We start from the raw sequence: 16,167 nt of genomic DNA on the forward strand, positions 1-16,167 counted from the left end.
ATGCCTGATTATGCCGCCCTCATCAGAGAACTCGACGGTCTCGCGATCGAGGACAATCCTGCCCTGGTGAAGCAGAAGAGCCGGGATTTCTACTGGTACTCGCCGGTCCTCAAGGCGCAACTCGATCATGTCACGGCCGATCTCGTCGTTTCGCCGGTGTCGGAGGAGGAGGTCATCCGCACCCTCAAGGTCGCCTATGCGCATGGCGTGCCGGTGACGCCACGCGGCGCCGGCACCGGGAATTACGGCCAGGCCATGCCGCTCTCGGGCGGCATCGTCCTCAACATGGCCAGCATGAACAGGGTCAAGGAGATCCATCCCGGCCGCGTCATCGCCGAGCCCGGGGTCATCATCTCCCAACTCGACGCGCAAACCCGCGCCCATTCCGGACAGGAACTGCGCTTTCATCCCTCGACCGCGCAAACCGCCACACTCGGCGGCTTCATCGCCGGTGGATCGGGCGGGGTGGGCTCCATCACATGGGGCGGCCTGCGCGATATCGGCAATATCCTGAGGCTTCGGGTGGTGACGATGGAGAAGGAGCCGCGGGTGCTCGATCTCACCGGCATGGACCTTCATAAGGTCTCGCACGCCTATGGCACCAACGGCATCATCACGGAGGTCGAGATGCCGCTGGCGCCGGCCTATGATTGGGTCGACGTGCTCGTGGGCTTCGATGACTTCATGGATGCCGTGCGGTTTTCCGATGCGCTGGCGCATGAAAGCGGCTTGCTGACCAAGGAAATCGCGCCGATTGCCGCACCGGTTCCCCATCTCTACTTTTCCCGCCACAAGCCGTGGATCCGCGAAGGCCAGTCTGTCGCGGTCCTGATGGTCGCCCCCTTTGCCATGGGGCCGTTCGAGGCCTTCGCGCGCACGGAGAAGGCCGAGATCATCTTCCGCTCCGACAAGGTCGACAGCATGAAAGGCATTCCCCATGCCTATGAGCTTGCCTGGAACCACACGACGCTGAGAGCGCTCAAGGTCGATCCCACGCTCACCTATCTTCAGGTGCAGTATGCCGGTCCCGATCACATCGAAAAGGTCGCCAGGATGACCGAGATCTTCGGCGACGAAGTCCCCGGCCATCTCGAATTCATCCGCTTCAACGGCGAGATCCAGTGCGCCGGCCTGCCGCTGGTGCGCTACACCACGGAAGAGAGACTGACGGAGATCATCCGCATCCACGAAGACAATGGCTGCCCGATCTTCAACCCGCATTGCTACACGCTGGAAGAGGGCGGGATGAAGCGGACCGATCTCGTTCAACTGGCCTTCAAGCGCGAGACCGATCCCAAGGGGCTGCTCAATCCGGGCAAGATGATCGCTTGGGAAAACCCGGATTTCGATTTTACGGCCGGCAAGACTTTCCTGTTCCGGGGTCTCGAATCCATGGGAGTGTCATGATGCGCGTTCTTCTTCTTCATTCCCATCCGGTGAAAGAGAGCTATGGCGGGGCCTTGCACAAGACCACGCGCGAAGCGTTGGAGCGGGCCGGCCATACGGTGGACGACTGCGATCTTTATGCCGAGGGCTTCGACCCCGTCATGTCGCGCCATGATCGGATCGTCTATCACGACTACCCTGAGAACACGACCTTGGTGTCGTCCCATTGCGATCGCCTGCGGGCTGCGGAAGCCTTGGTGATCGTGACGCCGGTCTGGAATTTTGGTTTCCCGGCGATGCTCAAGGGCTATTTCGACCGCGTCTGGGTCCCCGGCATCTCCTTCGAGCTGGTCAATGGGCGGGTGCAGTCGCGGCTTCGCCATATCAACAAGCTCGGCGCGGTGCTGACCTATGGCGCAACGCCCTTTCGCGCATTCGCCGCCGGCAATCCGCCGAAGAAGATCGTCAAGCGCGTCTTGCGTGCCCAGATCAATCCCTGGAGCCCGGTGACGTTCCTTGCCCACTACGACATGAACCGCTCCACCGACGAGACGCGCGCCGCCTTCCTCGACAAGGTGCGGACGCGCATGGAGACCTTCTGATCGGTCAGTCGATCTTCGCGGCGGTCACCTCCACCTCGACCAGGAACTCCGGCCGCGTGAAGCCGGAGACGATGATCAGCGTCGAGACCGGCTTGATGTGCCCGGTATAGCGGTCGCGCACCGCCATATAGGGCGCGAAGTCTTCGCGCCTCGTGACAAAAGCCGAGATGCGGATCACATCCTCGAAGCTCATGCCGCCTTCCTTCAGAATGGCACCGATCGCCTCGAAACACAGCACCGCCTGGTCCTCGACGCGGTCGGGAATGACATCGTCCGTCGTCAGTCCCAATTGCCCGGATGTCACCAGCAGGCGGGCGCCGGCAGGCACGGTGAGGCCGTGATTATACTGGCCGAAGGGGCGGCGAACGGAGGTGGGATTGAGTGTGGTCTTCATGACTGTGCTCCGCATCTCGTCGGAAAGGGTTCATAAGTCCAGCGCGGCGCCGTTCAAGACGACGTGCCCGCCTCCGCTTCCATAAGGTTTGAAACGTCATGCGGATCGGGCTTTAATTCGTGCAGCCGGTGGATGCCGGGCATCTCGATGAAGCCATCCAGGGCGCGCACCGCGCGCATCCACAGGCGGATCGAGGGATAGGCGTCCAGCGAGACGCCGCCATCCGGGGCAAGCGCGACATAGGGAAAGCAGGCGATGTCGGCGATGGTCGGGCGGACCGCCGTAAGAAAGGTTTCCCCCTTGATCCGCTGCTCGAAGAGAGCGGCTTCGAGCTCGCGCAGCGCCGCGATGCCGGATGCGCGCAGCGACTCGATGTCTCCGGGGCGGTGCAGCATCTCGTGCAGCCGCGCGCCGCCAAGGCTTGCCGTCAGCCGGGCGGAGAAGGCGAGCCATTGCTGGATGCGGGCGGCACCCGCCGGATCGCCGCGCCCAAGATAGGCGGGCGCGGCCTTGCCGGCGAGATAGACGAGGATCGCCGAGGACTCGGTCAGGACGAGATCGCCGTCGACAAGGATCGGGATCGAGCCGGCCGGGTTGAGCGCCAGGAGCGCGGGACTGCGATGCTCGGCACCGGGATGGAAATCGACCGCCCGTAGCGCCAGCTTGACCCCCGCGAGCGCTGCCATCAGCCGCGCCTTGTAGCAGCTCGGCGAGAGAATGTAGTCGTAGAGCAGCAAGCTGGGACGCGTCATTGAGCCACCAGCTGGGCGCCATAGATAAAGCCATGGCGCTTCAGCCAGCGGCGATAGGCGACCGAGGTGAGATCGGCGCGCGTCGGGATCTCCAGGCCGGGATCGAGCGGCAGGCGCCGCGGGATCTGATTTTCGAGGATCGAGCGATCCTGCAGGAAGATCATCTGCTGGAAGTGGATGAGATCGGTCATCGGCGTCTCGTCGTCGAAGAGCGCCATCCAGGGCCAGACGTCGCAGAGCTCCTCCGTCAGTGGCTGCACGAAGAGGGTGATGACATCCCATTCGCCCGGACGCGGCGGACAGGTCTTGTAGAGCACGGAACAGGTTGGGGCTGGCACGCGGTACAGATAGTCTGTGGTAATGCCGCCGCTTGCGGATTTGGCGGCCTGCGGCTGGTAGAACGTCACCTGCGTCGCCCAGACCTCGTCGACGTCCTCGCGGATCTCCACCTTGTAGTTCTGGACCTCCGTATGGGGCTCTGAACCGAGAATGTCGGTGTGGACGAAGGGGAAATGAGCGATGTCGAGAAAGTTTTCGACGGCTCTGAGCGGCGAGCAGCGCACACGCACCACGCCGACCTCGACCATGCGCCGGCCCGGCTGTTCCGCCTCCGGAATGTCGAAAAGCGGCTTGGCCGGGAGGCCCAGCGAGGACCAGACATGGCCATAGCGCTCGGTAACGGGAAGGGCGCGGCCATCGGCGGTTGCGACCTTTGCTGCCCCACTCTGGTGTTTCGAGACGCGGATCGTCTCGCCCATCAGCATCGTGTCCCTGCCGTCCTCAAGGAGCTGGCGGGCGAGGCCGACTGGATACCACTGGTCGATCATGGCATGGGCGCTCATGCAGCCGCCCTCGTCGTGCCGGCAGCCTCGGCCCGTCGGCGCAACTCTTCCAGGCCGCGCGAGGCCGCGACCTTTTCCTCAAGCATGGCGTCGGCAGCAACCAGCAGGTGGCAGAGCAGCGCGCCCTCATCTCCGGCAGGCGCCATCAGGAGACGCGCCTCCACGCCACCGATAGTCCCGTCGAGACTGCCGCCCTCGGCGGTGCCGCCAAGGCTGGAAACGAGCGCTTCAGGCGTCGATGCGAGCGTGATGCTGCGAAGCCCGACGAAGCCGTCATGCGCGGGAAGCGCGCCGGCCTCTTGGCTCCTCGTCACCCAGATGATGCCGTCTCGCTCTCCCGTTCGATAGGTCGCGACGCGGATCGCGTCCGGTGGCGACAATGCGGGATGTGCGGGGATGGCAAGGCAGCGGCCGGTCTTGCCGTAGCGCCAGCCGTGATAGATGCAGGAGAGAGCCTCCCCGCGCACGAAACCGTGGGAGAGCCGCATGCCGCGATGCGGACAGCGATCCGCGACCGCCGAGACCGTGCCATCCTCCGCGCGCCACACGGCGAGCGCCCCTCCAGGAAGATGGGCGGGCAGGACCGATGCCGCCGGCAGGTCTGCCGACAGGGCGACCGGTGTCCAGGCATGCGGTTGGGTGGGAAGCATCGCGAATGTCCGAGATATTACAAAGAGGAAGGCACCAGACCCGGCGAGAGCGGGCATCGGGGCACGAAGCCTGGGCCGTACGTTTGCATAAACTTTCCGCAGGCGCAATGATGGCTAATAATTGCGCATGCGGCTCGCTCTTCGCCTTGCCATTGCCTCCCACGCCCTGCGAAAGGCCTCACTCCCTCGCGTCCCTGCGGTCAATGACATCGACCCAGACATCGATCGGCCCCAGCGAACAGCCCATCTCCAGAGCATCGATCAATTCGATCGGGCCGGCAACGGTAAGGTCGATGCGCGCCGCGTCCGCATGATCGACACGCTGCTCAAGACCAAGCCTTGCCGCGTGGCGGCGAATCCAGGGCAGAAAGCTTGCCGTCTCAAGCCGTCCGTGGATGGTCATGCGCTCCGTCCGGATCGAGGGGCGATTGTCCCAGGGCTTTTCCGGTTCGGGAAATTGATGATGCGATGTGACCATGGGGACCCGAATTGCGATCGCTGGTCGCGGGATCATCTCGCGCAAAGGGCAAGATGATCCTCGCGAGGGAGGGAGCCTCAGGCCGACCGCAGCGTGCGGCTCGCATAGGTGGCGTAGAGGCGCTGTTGATTGAGGGCGTCCTGCTTGGGCGCAATGCCGAAGTTTCGCGAATAGTCGCGGCTGAACTGAGACGCGCTTTCATAGCCGACCTTGTAGGCGGCTTCGGCAACATTGGCCGCCTGCGTCGTCATGAGCCGGCGCGCTTCCAGCAGGCGAAGCTGTTTCTGGAACTGCAGCGGCGTCATCGAGGTCAACGCTTTGAAATGCTGGTGGAAGGAGGACGGGCTCATGCGCGCAATATCGGCCAGCTGCTCGACGCGCAACGTCTCCGCAAAATTGGTATGGAGCATCGAAACCGCCCGGACGACGCGCTCGATGTTCGATTCTGGCAAGCCGAGCTTGCAGATCTCGCCGCCATGCGGGCCGCTGAGCAGCCAGTAGCAAATCTCGCGGATGATCGAAGGGGCGAGGACCGGGATGGCTTTCGGCGTCGCGAGCAGCTTGACCAAGCGCAGCATGCAGTCGGCCAGAGGCTGATCAACCTTGGCGACAAAGGCGCAAGGGCTCGACTCGTCCGCCTGCGCGGGGAGCGTATCCATCTGCTCAAGGACCTCGCGCAGGGTGGCCACGTCGAAATCGATCACCATGCCGACATAGGGGTTTTCCTCGCTGGCTTCGACGATCCGCCCGCTTGCGGGAACGCCGACACTGACCACCAGGCATTCCATCGAGCGATAGCGCAGCTGCTGCTCGCCCAAATGGAGCTCCTTCGACCCCTCGAGCACGACGCAGAGCGATGGCCGATAGATGTTTCGCATCGGCATCATCGACTGAAAGGATCGAACGATGTTGAAGCCGGGGATCTCGGTCGGAAAGAGGCCCTGACCGCCGCCCTGCTCGTCGATATAGGCGGTGACGGCATCCAGCAATGGTCTGTTCACACGCGGCTCCCGAAGCTTTCCGCGCCAGGGCACAACCTGGCTTCGTATTGGCAGCATCGCCGCTTCTGCAGGAATAGGCAAGTTTCTTGCAAGTTCGGGCATTCTGATCATCGCACACTCCATCTAGCTTGAGGATGCAACCAAGCGAGGAGTGATCCAAAAATGGCAGAAATCACCGCCAGGTCAAGAGATCCCTCAGTAGAATCCGGGCAAGAATCGACGACCAGCAGAGAATTCGTGCAAGGCTGGCGTTTTGTGGCCATTTTGGCCACGCTTCTCTTAATCAATGCATTTTCACAGATCGACCGGATACTTCCGTTCATCCTTGCGGAGAAGATCAAGGCTGATCTTTCTCTCACCGATACGCAGATGGGACTTCTGACTGGCATTGCCTTCGCCGTCTGCTATGCGCTTCTCTCCCTACCATTGGCCCGGGCGGCGGATCGAGGCTCGCCGCGGCTGGTGCTGGTGTCCTGCGTCCTGATCTGGAGCGTGATGACCGCGCTCGGCGGCTTCGCAGCCAGCTTCCTGTTCCTGGCGCTGACCCGGTTCGGCGTTGCCTTCGGCGAAGCGGGCGCTGTGCCGGCCGGCCATGCGCTGATCGCCCGGAAGATCGCGCCGGCGCAGCGTGGCCTTGCCATCGGCCTGTTCGCGATGGGCATTCCGCTCGGCACCATGGTCGGTTTTGCGGTCGGCGGAGCCCTGTCGGACCAGTTCGGCTGGCGGATCGTGCTGATCGCAGCCGGTACGATCGGGCTGTTGATCGGTCTGCTGACGATCGTCGTCACGGGTCCGACGCCGCCCCTGCCGAGCAGGACGACGCGCAACGAGCCCTTCCTGAAGACCAGCCTCGGCCTCCTGTCGTCGCCGGCCTTTCGCTGGCTCTTCCTCGGCACAATCTTCTTAGGCTTTGCCGGCGCACCCTTCTACGCCTTCTCCATCCCGTTTCTGATCCGCACCCATGCGCTGACGGCGACCGACGTCGGCGTTTCCTTCGGGCTCCTGCAGGGCTTGATGGGCATCATCGGCACGCTGGGCGGCGGGCGCTGGTTCGACCATGCGGTTCGCTCCGGTCGCGGGCTGATCCTCGCCCCTCCGGCGATCCTGTTCCTGCTGGCCAGTGTCAGCACGGCTGCTGCGCTGTTTGCTCCCGCCGGCTGGATCTCGATTGCCCTCTTCGTTCCCGCCATGCTGTCCTTCTCCTTCATGCTTCCCTGGGGTTTCGGCGCAGCCCATCTTGTCGCGGGTCCCGGGCGCCAGGCCCAGGCGTCCAGTCTCGTCATGATCGGTAGCGGTCTCCTGGGCCCGGCGCTCGGCCCCCTGATCGTCGGCCTCGTCAGCGATGCCGCCGCCGCAGCGGACAGCCCCGATGGCCTGGCGCTCGGCCTGCTGATCGTTCCGCTCGCCAGCGTCCTCTCCGGCATCGCCCTCCTGATCGCCAGCCGCCGGATCGGTCCTCACCTCCGACGGGACTGAGCCTGATGCCAGACCACCATTCCAAATTGAACCAAAGGAAACGCATCCATGTCCGAGATCGATAGAACGCGCCGAACCTTCCTTACTCTCGCGGCTGCGGCCCCCTCGGCCTTTGCCTTCAGGACCGCCTCGGCGCAGTCGGGCGATGCCTCCGGCACGACCGCGGAGAACCGATCGGCCGTCATCACCGGCTCGTCGCGCGGCATCGGCGCCGCCACGGCCCGCCGCCTGGCCCGCGATGGCTATGCCGTCACCGTCAACTACCTGACCAGCCGCGATCTCGCCGACAGTGTCGCCCGCGACATCGAGGCTGCCGGCGGCCGCGCCCTCGTCCGTCAGGCCGATGTTGCCGATCCCGGTGCGGTCGAGGCGCTGTTCGACGCGCATGTCGACGCCTTCGGTGGTGTCGACGTCGTGGTCAACAATGCCGGAATCATGAATGTCGGCCCCTTCGCGCAGATGACGGACGAGGCCTTCGACCGGATGATGGCGACCAATGTGAAGGGAAGCTTCAACGTGCTGCGCGAAGCGGCGCGGCGCATCCGCGATGGCGGCCGGATCATCAGCCTGAGTTCGAGCATCACCAACCAGAAGCCGGCCTTTACCGGCGCCTATGCCGCGACCAAGGCGAGCCAGGACATCTATTCGAGCGTGCTCGCCAAGGAACTGGCGGGGCGGAACATCTCCGTCAACGCCATCGCTCCCGGCGCGGTGGATACGCGGCTGCTGCGCCAGCACGGCGAGGAGGCCCTGCGCGGCATTCCCGAGGCCACGCCCCTGCGGCGGCTCGGCCAGCCCGAGGACATCGCCGACGTCATCGCCTTCCTCTGCTCTAAGGAGGGTGGATGGATCGACGGCCAGACGGTTTTCGCCAATGGCGGCATCAACTGAGACCGCAGGCGTCACGACAAGACCAGGCTGAGAGCCAAGAAAGGAACCGATCATGCCAAAACACTGGACGCTCGATGATATGCCCTTGCAGACGGGCCGGACCATCGTCGTGACCGGCACAGGCGGTCTGGGCTTCGAGGATGCCCTCGCGCTTGCCCGCGCCGGCGCCACCATCATTCTCGCCGGCCGAAACCCCGCCAAAGGGGCCGAGGCGGTCCGGCGCATCAAGGCCAGTGCTCCCAAGGCCTCCATTGCCTTCGAACCGCTCGATCTCGGCAATCTCGCCTCGATCGAAGCATTCGGTGCGCGGCTCAAGGCGGAGCACGACCATCTCGATGTGCTGATCAACAATGCCGGGGTCATGACACCGCCGAAGCGCCAGACGACCGATGACGGTTTCGAGCTGCAGTTCGGCACCAACTATCTTGGCCATTTCGCCCTGACGGCGCACCTCCTGCCGCTTCTCAGGCGGGGGCGAGACCCTCGCGTCGTCACGGTGTCGAGCGTTGCGGCACGCGGCGCCACCGTCGCGATCGATTTCGACGATCTGCAGGCGGAACGAAACTATCGGCCGATGCCGGTCTATGGCCAGTCGAAGCTCGCCTGCCTGATCTTCGCTTTGGAACTCCATCGCCGCAGCCAGACGGCCGGCTGGGGCGTCACCTCGATCGCAGCACATCCCGGCGTCGCGCGTACCGATCTGCTGCACAACGCCCCCGGCCGCCACAGTGCCCAGGGTCTCCTCCGCTCGCTGCTGTGGTTCCTGTTCCAGCCGGTCGCGCAGGGCGCGCTGCCGACGCTGTTTGCTGCCACGGCACCCGATGCCCGCGGCGGCGGCTATTACGGCCCGGACCGGCTGATGGAGACACGCGGTCATCCCACCACGGCGCAGATCCCGCCACGGGCACGCGACGAAGCGACGGCCGAGCGGCTCTGGGGGATTTCCGAGGAGCTGACCGGCCTCTCCTTCAAGGCCCAGGCGGCTCTGCAGGCGGCCGACTGGCTGACGGTTGCGCGTGTCGGCGGGGAAGGCTGACGATGGACCCGCTGGCCGAGTTGATTGACTGGATCGCGCTTTACGGGGTTGTCGGCCTCCTGCTGGTCGGGCTCATGGAGCGCGTCGTTCCGGCGGTCCCGTCGCATGGCGTTCTCGTGGCCGTCGGCATTGCCGCCAGCGAAGAGGCCTGGTCCGTTCCGGTTGCCATCATCGGCACCGCGATCGGAAGTTTTTTGGGCGCGCTGGCTCTCTTTCTCTTCGCCCGCACGCTCGGCGAGCGGCGGTCGGTTCGGCTTCTTTCGGCGCTCGGGCGCCGAGTGGGGGTCCCGCCCCGGCGCGTCCGGCAAAGCCTCGCATCGCTCAAGGCGCGGGGAAAGGCGCTCGGCGTCACCGCCCAGCTGATCCCGGTCCTGCGCCTCGTCTCGCCGTTGGCTGCGGGAATGATCGGAACGCGTCTCTTGCGGTTTTCAACCGGCATGGCGCTCGGGATCGTGCTGTGGAACGGGTTGTTCATCGCGGCCGGCTACCTCGCCGTCCTGGCCCTGCCGTCCATCAACGCCTCGGCCTTTGCGCTGAAGATGCTGGTGCTTGTCGTCCTCATCGAGGCGCTGATCGCGCTTTGGCTCCGCCTCCAGCGGAAGGGCGGCCCTCGCCGGCAGGAAATCTGACATGACCAGCAGAACGACCGATGCGCTCGTCTTCTTCAAGGCCTGGCTCGCCGCGCCGCTGCAGGTGGCCTCCGTCACCCCATCCGGGCGGGCGCTCTCCCTGCTGATCACGCAGGAAATCTCTCCTGAAACCGGGACGGTGATCGAGCTTGGTCCCGGTACCGGCGTCTTCACCGAAGCCCTTCTCGACCGCGGCGTTCAGGAAGAGGATCTTGTCCTGATCGAATCGGGCGCGGCCTTTGCTGAAGAACTCACCCTCCGCTTCCCCGCCGCCCGAACCATGCTGATGGACGCCGCCCGGGTGCGAGAGGTGGAGATGGGCGGGACGGTCGGCGCCGTCGTCAGCGGTCTGCCGCTGCTCTCGATGCCGCCGCGCAAGGTGCTCGCCATTCTGGACGGGGCCTTTGCCCATCTCGGCCAGCACGGTGCCTTCTATCAATTCACCTACGGTCCCCGCTGCCCGGTCCCGCGCCCCTTGCTCGACCGTCTCGGCCTCAAGGCGACGCTGATCGGGCGGACCTGCGCCAATCTTCCCCCTGCCGCCGTCTATCGGATCCGCCGCCGCAGACCGCTCCAGCCCTACCGGTGATCCTGCTCCACCAAGACGGTTTCGCCCAAATCGGACGAGCGGAGCAGGGCGTCGATGAGGAGATGGGCGTTCAGCGCGTCCGCGGCGGTGATTGTCGGGGGGTGGCTCACGTCGAGAGCGGTGAGGATGTCTTCGTGGAGGCGGCGGTGGTTGTGGTGGGAGAAGGCCATGGGGTCGGCGCTGGTGCCGCCGGCCTCGCTGTCGTCTTCGATGTCGATGGTGCGCCCGTCCATCAGCCTGATCCGCGCTGTCTCGCCCTCGAGTACGGCCGAGCCTTTCGTGCCGAACAGCTCGATGCGGTCGGGCAGGCCGGGAAAGGCGGCGGTGGTGGCGCTCAGCGCGCCGATCCCGCCATTCCGCAGCCGCAGCGCCGCATGCACAAGGTCTTCCGTCTCCATGCGGTGGATCGCGCTGGTGCCGGTGAAAGCGGTGACCGCGCTCGGCAGGCCGACGAGCGCGATGAACTGGTCGATCAGGTGGATCGCCTGGGTCAGGAGGACACCGCCGCCATCGCGGGCCAGGGTGCCGCGGCCGGGCTCGTCATAATAGCTCTGCGGACGCCAATTGCGCAGCTGCAGCGTGGCGGAGACGATCTCGCCGAGCGCGCCGTCGGCCACCAGCCGTGCCGTCTCGATGAAGGATCGGCGAAAACGCCGCTGGAAGCAGACGATGAGCGGGATGGCGGCCGCGACCGCCACCAATTCCTTGGATCGCGCCAGTGTCACCTCGAGCGGCTTTTCGAGCAGCACGGGCTTGCCCCGCTTGGCCGCGCGCCGAACAAGCTCCAGATGGCTGGCGGGCGGCGTCAGGATGATCAGATAGTCGATCGACGGATCATCGAACAGCGCATCGGCACTCTCGACCACCGGCAGTCCGTAGCGCTCATGGAAAGCCTGCCTTCGGGCGACGCTGGGGCTGTAGGTACCGGCAACCGTCACACGGTCGCGCAGATCGCGCAGGCTCTCCACATGCGGCGGTGCTGCCATGCCGAGACCGATAATGCCGGCGCGCCATTGTCTGGAAGCGTGCATGGTTCATCCTCCTAGGGCCGTTGCGGCTGAGGCGCCGGGCGCTTGGTTTCAGCGGCAGGCCGCCAGCCGGCACAGCGGTGCCGGAGACGATGTCGTGTGTGGGACGTTCTACAGCCAGTCCGGGATGCCGGTCTTTGCCAGTGTGGTCTGGATGCCGCGAAGTTCGGCGAGCCCCTTCAGCCGGCCGATGCAGGAATAGCCAGGGTTTACCTTTTTGCCGATGTCGTCGACGATCGCATGGCCATGGTCGGGCCGCATCGGGATCTGCCAGTCCGTCCGCCCTTCCGCTTGCCGCCGGGCCTCTTCGCGCATCAGCGCCGCCACAACCTCGACCATGTCGGTATCGCCGCCAAGATGCTCGGCCTCGTGGAAAGAGCCGTCCGGCTCCTTCGTCACATTGCGCAGATGCGCGAAATGGATCTTTGGACCGAAGTCCCTGGCCATCTGCGGCAGGTCGTTGGCCCCGTTCGAGCCATAGGAGCCGGTGCAGAGCGTCAGGCCATTCGAAGGCGAATCGATCGCTCCGAGTAGGGCCTTGGCGGCTGGCGCGGAGGAGACCACCCGCGGCAGGCCGAAAATCGGGAAGGCCGGATCATCGGGATGGATCGCCATGCGGACGCCAACCTCTTCGGCCACCGGCACGATCTCGCGCAGGAAGGCGAAAAGATTGTCGCGCAGTCCCTCCTCGGTCAGATCGTCATAGACGGCCAGCGCGCGCCTGAAACTGTCGCGGTCGAACACGAATTCGCGCGCGGGCACCCAGCCGATCAGATTGTTTTCCAGCCGCGCGAGGTCGCTCTCGCTCATGCCGGCGAGCCGCGCCCTGGCCGCTTCGATCCGTCCCTCGGGGTGATCGGCTTCGGCGCCCTTGCGCTTGAGGACAAGGACATCATAGGCGCAGAAGTCGACGATATCGAAGCGCAACGCATTGCCGCCATGCGGCATGGGGGCGTGCAGATCGGTCCGCGTCCAGTCGGTGATCGCCATGAAATTGTAGCAGAGCGTGGTGATGCCGGCGGCGGCGATGGCACGGACCGACTGCTTGTAATTCTCGATATAGTCGCGGTAGCGGCCGCTGCGGGTCTTGATGTCCTCATGGACGATGATGCTTTCCACCACGTCCCAGGTCAGCCCTGAAGCCTCGATTTCCGCCTTCCGCCGATCGATCTCGTCGGCCGGCCAGGCGCGGCCGTCGTTCAGGTGATGCAGCGCGCTGACGATGCCGCTGGCGCCTGCCTGGCGGACATGGGCAAGCGTCACCGCATCGTCGGGGCCGAACCAGCGCCAGGTTTCCTTCATGCGAGCACCTTTTCCAATGTCATTGTCACGCCGTGTTGCAGGAGCGTCTCGTAGTGGGCGGCGATGCTGTCGACGAGCCTCGCCCGGTTCCGGTCACCGGCCGCAAATCCGGCTGCTTCGATCGCTGCTTCGACCTTGTCGCGTGAACTGCCCGCGCCGTCGAAGATCTCTGCCAGGACCTCGTCGAGCGGATCGGTGAAGCCGGCTGCCGGCAGGCCGGCATTTCGAGCCTTGGCGGCCGCCAGCCAGGCGGCCGGCACCAGGGCCAGATGATCGGCCGATCCGCCGGCGGCAAGTCTTGCGAGCGCTACCGCGATGATCCGCTGCGGCAGCTTCTGGCTGCCGTCATTGGCGATTTGCGCCGTGCGATGCTTGAGCGCCGGATTGTCGAACCGTTCCGTCAGGCTCGCGACATAGGCCGCCGGGTCGAGACCGGCATCGCTTGGCAACGAGGGGATGGCCTCGGCCCAGAGCCGCGACACGAAGCGCCGGATCAGCGGGTCTGCAAAGGCCTCGGAAACGGTCGCATGGCCGGCAAGCAGGCCGAGATAGGCGATGGCCGAATGGGCGCCGTTGAGGAGCCGCAGCTTCATCTCCTCGAAGGGGGCGACATGCGCCACCATCTCGACGCCGAAGCGTTCCCATTGGGGCCGGCCGGCCGTGAAATTATCCTCGATCACCCATTGCAGGAAGGGCTCGGTCGTGACCGGCCAGGCATCCTGCAGGCCAAGCCGCGCCGAGATCCGGTCTCGATCGGCATCGGTGGTGGCGGGCACGATCCGGTCGACCATGCTGGAGGGGAAGGCGATGGCGCTGTCGACGAAGCGGCCGAGCGCCGCGTCGCGGCGCGTGGCGAAGGCGACGAGCAGGCGTTTGAGCGTTTTGCCGTTTTCGGGAAGATTGTCGCAGGAGAGCAGGGTGAAGGGCGCGATGTCTGCCGCCTGCCGCCGGGCGATCGCCGCCGTCAGAAAGCCGTAGATCGTCCGTGGCGACTCGGGTGCAGCAAGGTCGTGGACGATGTCAGGATGATCGAGATCGAGCCCGCCTGATGCGGCCCGCAAATAGGCCTTCTCCGTTACCGTCAGCGTCACGATTCGGATGCGCGGATCGGCAAGGCACGCGATCAGTGCCGCCGGATCCTCGGGGGCCACCAGCGAGCGCAGCAGGGCGCCGATGACGGTCAAGCGTTCTCCCGAGCCATCGACGACCGCCAGGGTGTAAAGGCCATCCTGCGGATCGAGCGCGTCACGCGTCGCCGGACTGCGGAGCGAGGCGCCGATGATACCCCAGTCCGTCTCCCCGGAGCTGAGGCAGCGGTCGATGATGGCGGCCTGGTGCGCGCGATGGAAAGCGCCGAGACCCAGATGCACGATGCCGGGCGTGACCGTGTGGCGGTCAAAGCTCGGCCCGGACATGGCGTTCGGCAGCATTTCGAGATGGCGATTGCTCAAGCGCTTCTCCGGCGCCGCTGATCGGTCGTCCATGGTTCCTCCGATCCAACCCGCGCCAGTGGTGCCAAAGGCCGACTCACGCGTCAAGGAAAAGTCATCATACAACTAGTGTTTTTTTGTATGTTGACATGATCTCTCTTTAATCCTACCCAATGATATAGCCGAAGGAGGAGCGGCTGATCTCATGACCCTTGTTGCGCAGGATTTGCTGTTTCCGACCGATGCCGCGTCCCGATCGATCGCGCGGGATCTCTTTGCCGGCATCAAGGATCTGCCGATCATCAGTCCGCATGGTCACACCGATCCGCGCTGGTACGCCGAGAATGCGCTGTTCCCAGACCCAGCCCAACTGCTGATCGTCCCGGATCATTATATTTTCCGCATGCTGTTCAGTCAGGGCGTGCGGCTTGAGGATCTCGGTGTTCCGACGCTGGATGGCACGCCGGTCGAGACCGATGGACGGCGGATCTGGCGGATCTTCGCCGAGAACTACTCTCTCTTCCGCGGAACCCCGACCCGCCTCTGGCTCGACTACACCTTCGCCAATCTTTTCGGCCTCGAAGAGTCGTTGACCCCCGCTAATGCCGACCGGCACTATGACGCGATCGCCGCGCAGCTGCAGACCGATGCGTTCCGGCCCCGCGCCTTGTTCGAGCGGTTCAACATCGAGGTCATCTCGACGACCGACGGCGCGCTCGACGATCTTTCCTGGCACCGCATGATCCGCGAGAGCGGCTGGAGCGGCCGCGTGATCCCCGCCTACCGGCCGGATGCGGTCATCGACCCGGACTTCGAAGGCTTTGCCGTGGCGCTGGATCGGCTGGGCGAAATCAGCGGCTGTGATACGGGCCGCTGGCAGGGCTATCTCGACGCGCACCGCAACCGCCGTGCCTATTTCCAGTCCTTCGGCGCCACGGCGACCGATCATGGGCTCGCCTCGGCCGAGACCGCCAATCTTTCGGCGAGAGAGGCCGAGGCCCTGTTCGACGGCGTGCGGTCCGGCAAGGCGGATGAGCGGCAGCGAGCCCTGTTCCGTGCGCAGATGCTGACGGAGATGGCGAAGATGAGTGCCGAGGACGGGCTCGTCATGCAGATCCATCCGGGCTCCTGGCGCAACCATTCGCCGGCGATCTTCAAGAAGTTCGGACGCGACAAGGGCTTCGATATTCCGACGCAGACCGATTATGTCCGGGCGCTGAAGCCCATGCTCGATGCGGTGGGCACCGACCCGCGCGTCTCGATCATCCTCTTCACGCTCGACGAGACCAGCTATGCGCGCGAGCTGGCGCCGCTCGCCGGCGTCTATCCGGCGCTGAAGCTCGGCCCCGCCTGGTGGTTTCACGACAGTCCGGAAGGCATGCGCCGCTTCCGCGAGATGACGACGGAAACGGCCGGCTTCTACAACACGGTCGGCTTCAACGACGACACTCGCGCCTTCCCCTCGATCCCTGCCCGCCACGATGTCGCCCGCCGGGTCGATTGCGCCTTCCTGGCGCGGCTCGTGGCCGAGCACCGGCTGGGGGAGGAGGAGGCTCATGATCTCGCGCGGGACCTGACCTACGGGCTCGCCAGGAGGGCCTACAAGCTTTGAACCCATAACGAAACGACGGCAACAGCAGGCGAAGGCCTGCGTACTGGGAGGAGACAATGTTGCACATCA

General features: G+C 65.0%; 17 protein-coding genes. 8 read left to right on the forward strand and 9 right to left on the reverse strand.

All coding sequences use genetic code 11. The annotated features are described in order from the left end of the window. Together ACLE20_RS10585 and ACLE20_RS10590 are read left to right on the forward strand one after the other, a co-directional pair. Complete coding sequence (locus tag ACLE20_RS10585) at positions 1–1,407, forward strand: FAD-binding oxidoreductase (RefSeq protein ID WP_410940254.1); 1,407 nt, start codon at positions 1–3, stop codon at positions 1,405–1,407. Beyond that, positions 1,407–1,988 carry an NAD(P)H-dependent oxidoreductase gene (locus ACLE20_RS10590; protein WP_410940506.1) on the forward strand — a complete coding sequence of 194 codons (582 nt, stop codon included), beginning with the start codon at positions 1,407–1,409 and terminating at the stop codon, positions 1,986–1,988. The genes ACLE20_RS10585 and ACLE20_RS10590 overlap by 1 nt, the downstream gene beginning before the upstream one ends. Positions 1,989–1,992: 4 nt before the next feature. Here the strand turns inward: ACLE20_RS10590 and ACLE20_RS10595 are convergent, their stop codons facing one another. From ACLE20_RS10595 to ACLE20_RS10620, 6 genes are all read right to left on the reverse strand, one after another. Continuing rightward, positions 1,993–2,382 (reverse strand): RidA family protein, encoded by a 390-nt coding sequence (locus tag ACLE20_RS10595; protein WP_410940255.1) that lies wholly within the window; start codon positions 2,380–2,382, stop codon positions 1,993–1,995. A 53-nt stretch (positions 2,383–2,435) separates the two neighbouring features. Then, positions 2,436–3,119, reverse strand: a complete 684-nt coding sequence (locus ACLE20_RS10600) for a glutathione S-transferase family protein (protein ID WP_410940507.1) — start codon at positions 3,117–3,119, stop codon at positions 2,436–2,438. A gap of 11 nt (positions 3,120–3,130) precedes the next feature. Further along, positions 3,131–3,976 carry an aromatic ring-hydroxylating dioxygenase subunit alpha gene (locus ACLE20_RS10605; protein WP_410940256.1) on the reverse strand — a complete coding sequence of 282 codons (846 nt, stop codon included), beginning with the start codon at positions 3,974–3,976 and terminating at the stop codon, positions 3,131–3,133. Continuing rightward, a complete protein-coding gene (locus tag ACLE20_RS10610; RefSeq protein ID WP_410940257.1) occupies positions 3,973–4,626 on the reverse strand; it encodes a Rieske 2Fe-2S domain-containing protein in 654 nt (217 codons plus the stop codon). Before ACLE20_RS10610 ends, ACLE20_RS10605 begins: the two co-directional genes overlap by 4 nt. A 178-nt stretch (positions 4,627–4,804) precedes the next feature. Next, on the reverse strand, positions 4,805–5,029 hold the full coding sequence (locus tag ACLE20_RS10615; protein ID WP_410940258.1) for an acylphosphatase: 225 nt from the start codon (positions 5,027–5,029) through the stop codon (positions 4,805–4,807). 152 nt (positions 5,030–5,181) lie between these two features. Further along, positions 5,182–6,105, reverse strand: coding sequence for an AraC family transcriptional regulator N-terminal domain-containing protein (locus ACLE20_RS10620; protein ID WP_410940259.1), 924 nt, complete (start codon positions 6,103–6,105; stop codon positions 5,182–5,184). A 162-nt stretch (positions 6,106–6,267) separates the two neighbouring features. Between ACLE20_RS10620 and ACLE20_RS10625 the strand changes: the two genes are divergently transcribed. The 5 genes from ACLE20_RS10625 to ACLE20_RS10645 are packed head-to-tail and all read left to right on the forward strand — an operon-like array spanning position 6,268 to position 10,726. Further along, positions 6,268–7,581, forward strand: coding sequence for an MFS transporter (locus ACLE20_RS10625; protein ID WP_410940260.1), 1,314 nt, complete (start codon positions 6,268–6,270; stop codon positions 7,579–7,581). Positions 7,582–7,629: 48 nt separating this feature from the next. Next, a complete protein-coding gene (locus ACLE20_RS10630) occupies positions 7,630–8,472 on the forward strand; it encodes an SDR family oxidoreductase (protein ID WP_410940261.1) in 843 nt (280 codons plus the stop codon). Between the two features lie 52 nt (positions 8,473–8,524). After that, on the forward strand, positions 8,525–9,508 hold the full coding sequence (locus ACLE20_RS10635) for an SDR family oxidoreductase (RefSeq protein ID WP_410940262.1): 984 nt from the start codon (positions 8,525–8,527) through the stop codon (positions 9,506–9,508). A 2-nt stretch (positions 9,509–9,510) separates the two neighbouring features. After that, positions 9,511–10,137, forward strand: coding sequence for a DedA family protein (locus tag ACLE20_RS10640; RefSeq protein WP_410940263.1), 627 nt, complete (start codon positions 9,511–9,513; stop codon positions 10,135–10,137). A 1-nt stretch (position 10,138) separates the two neighbouring features. Then, entirely contained in the window at positions 10,139–10,726 is a 588-nt protein-coding gene (locus tag ACLE20_RS10645; protein ID WP_410940264.1) for a class I SAM-dependent methyltransferase, read from the forward strand. Here the strand turns inward: ACLE20_RS10645 and ACLE20_RS10650 are convergent. The 3 genes from ACLE20_RS10650 to ACLE20_RS10660 form a co-directional block, all read right to left on the reverse strand. Next, the gene (locus ACLE20_RS10650; RefSeq protein WP_410940265.1) at positions 10,717–11,757 is read right to left on the reverse strand and encodes a Gfo/Idh/MocA family protein; all 1,041 of its coding nucleotides are present in this window, start codon (positions 11,755–11,757) and stop codon (positions 10,717–10,719) included. The two genes, ACLE20_RS10645 and ACLE20_RS10650, sit on opposite strands and share 10 nt — an antisense overlap. A gap of 108 nt (positions 11,758–11,865) precedes the next feature. Then, positions 11,866–13,056, reverse strand: coding sequence for a mannonate dehydratase (gene uxuA, locus ACLE20_RS10655; protein WP_410940266.1), 1,191 nt, complete (start codon positions 13,054–13,056; stop codon positions 11,866–11,868). After that, positions 13,053–14,540, reverse strand: coding sequence for a mannitol dehydrogenase family protein (locus tag ACLE20_RS10660; protein WP_410940267.1), 1,488 nt, complete (start codon positions 14,538–14,540; stop codon positions 13,053–13,055). The genes uxuA and ACLE20_RS10660 overlap by 4 nt, the downstream gene beginning before the upstream one ends. A gap of 151 nt (positions 14,541–14,691) precedes the next feature. Between ACLE20_RS10660 and uxaC the strand changes: the two genes are divergently transcribed. Next, positions 14,692–16,098, forward strand: coding sequence for a glucuronate isomerase (gene uxaC, locus ACLE20_RS10665; protein WP_410940268.1), 1,407 nt, complete (start codon positions 14,692–14,694; stop codon positions 16,096–16,098). Positions 16,099–16,167: the final 69 nt, after the last annotated feature.

It is taken from the genome of Rhizobium sp. YIM 134829 (genome assembly GCF_046546455.1).

Bases quoted from the DNA above. Each gene is read 5' to 3' on its own strand.
- ACLE20_RS10585 (WP_410940254.1), top strand. From the start codon at position 1: ATGCCTGATTATGCCGCCCTCATCAGAGAACTCGACGGTCTCGCGATC.
- ACLE20_RS10615 (WP_410940258.1), bottom strand. From the start codon at position 5,029: ATGACCATCCACGGACGGCTTGAGACGGCAAGCTTTCTGCCCTGGATT.
- ACLE20_RS10605 (WP_410940256.1), bottom strand. From the start codon at position 3,976: ATGAGCGCCCATGCCATGATCGACCAGTGGTATCCAGTCGGCCTCGCC.
- ACLE20_RS10610 (WP_410940257.1), bottom strand. From the start codon at position 4,626: ATGCTTCCCACCCAACCGCATGCCTGGACACCGGTCGCCCTGTCGGCA.
- uxuA (WP_410940266.1), bottom strand. From the start codon at position 13,056: ATGAAGGAAACCTGGCGCTGGTTCGGCCCCGACGATGCGGTGACGCTT.
- ACLE20_RS10640 (WP_410940263.1), top strand. From the start codon at position 9,511: ATGGACCCGCTGGCCGAGTTGATTGACTGGATCGCGCTTTACGGGGTT.
- ACLE20_RS10660 (WP_410940267.1), bottom strand. From the start codon at position 14,540: ATGGACGACCGATCAGCGGCGCCGGAGAAGCGCTTGAGCAATCGCCAT.
- ACLE20_RS10595 (WP_410940255.1), bottom strand. From the start codon at position 2,382: ATGAAGACCACACTCAATCCCACCTCCGTTCGCCGCCCCTTCGGCCAG.
- ACLE20_RS10650 (WP_410940265.1), bottom strand. From the start codon at position 11,757: ATGCACGCTTCCAGACAATGGCGCGCCGGCATTATCGGTCTCGGCATG.
- ACLE20_RS10625 (WP_410940260.1), top strand. From the start codon at position 6,268: ATGGCAGAAATCACCGCCAGGTCAAGAGATCCCTCAGTAGAATCCGGG.
- ACLE20_RS10630 (WP_410940261.1), top strand. From the start codon at position 7,630: ATGTCCGAGATCGATAGAACGCGCCGAACCTTCCTTACTCTCGCGGCT.
- ACLE20_RS10635 (WP_410940262.1), top strand. From the start codon at position 8,525: ATGCCAAAACACTGGACGCTCGATGATATGCCCTTGCAGACGGGCCGG.
- uxaC (WP_410940268.1), top strand. From the start codon at position 14,692: ATGACCCTTGTTGCGCAGGATTTGCTGTTTCCGACCGATGCCGCGTCC.
- ACLE20_RS10645 (WP_410940264.1), top strand. From the start codon at position 10,139: ATGACCAGCAGAACGACCGATGCGCTCGTCTTCTTCAAGGCCTGGCTC.
- ACLE20_RS10590 (WP_410940506.1), top strand. From the start codon at position 1,407: ATGCGCGTTCTTCTTCTTCATTCCCATCCGGTGAAAGAGAGCTATGGC.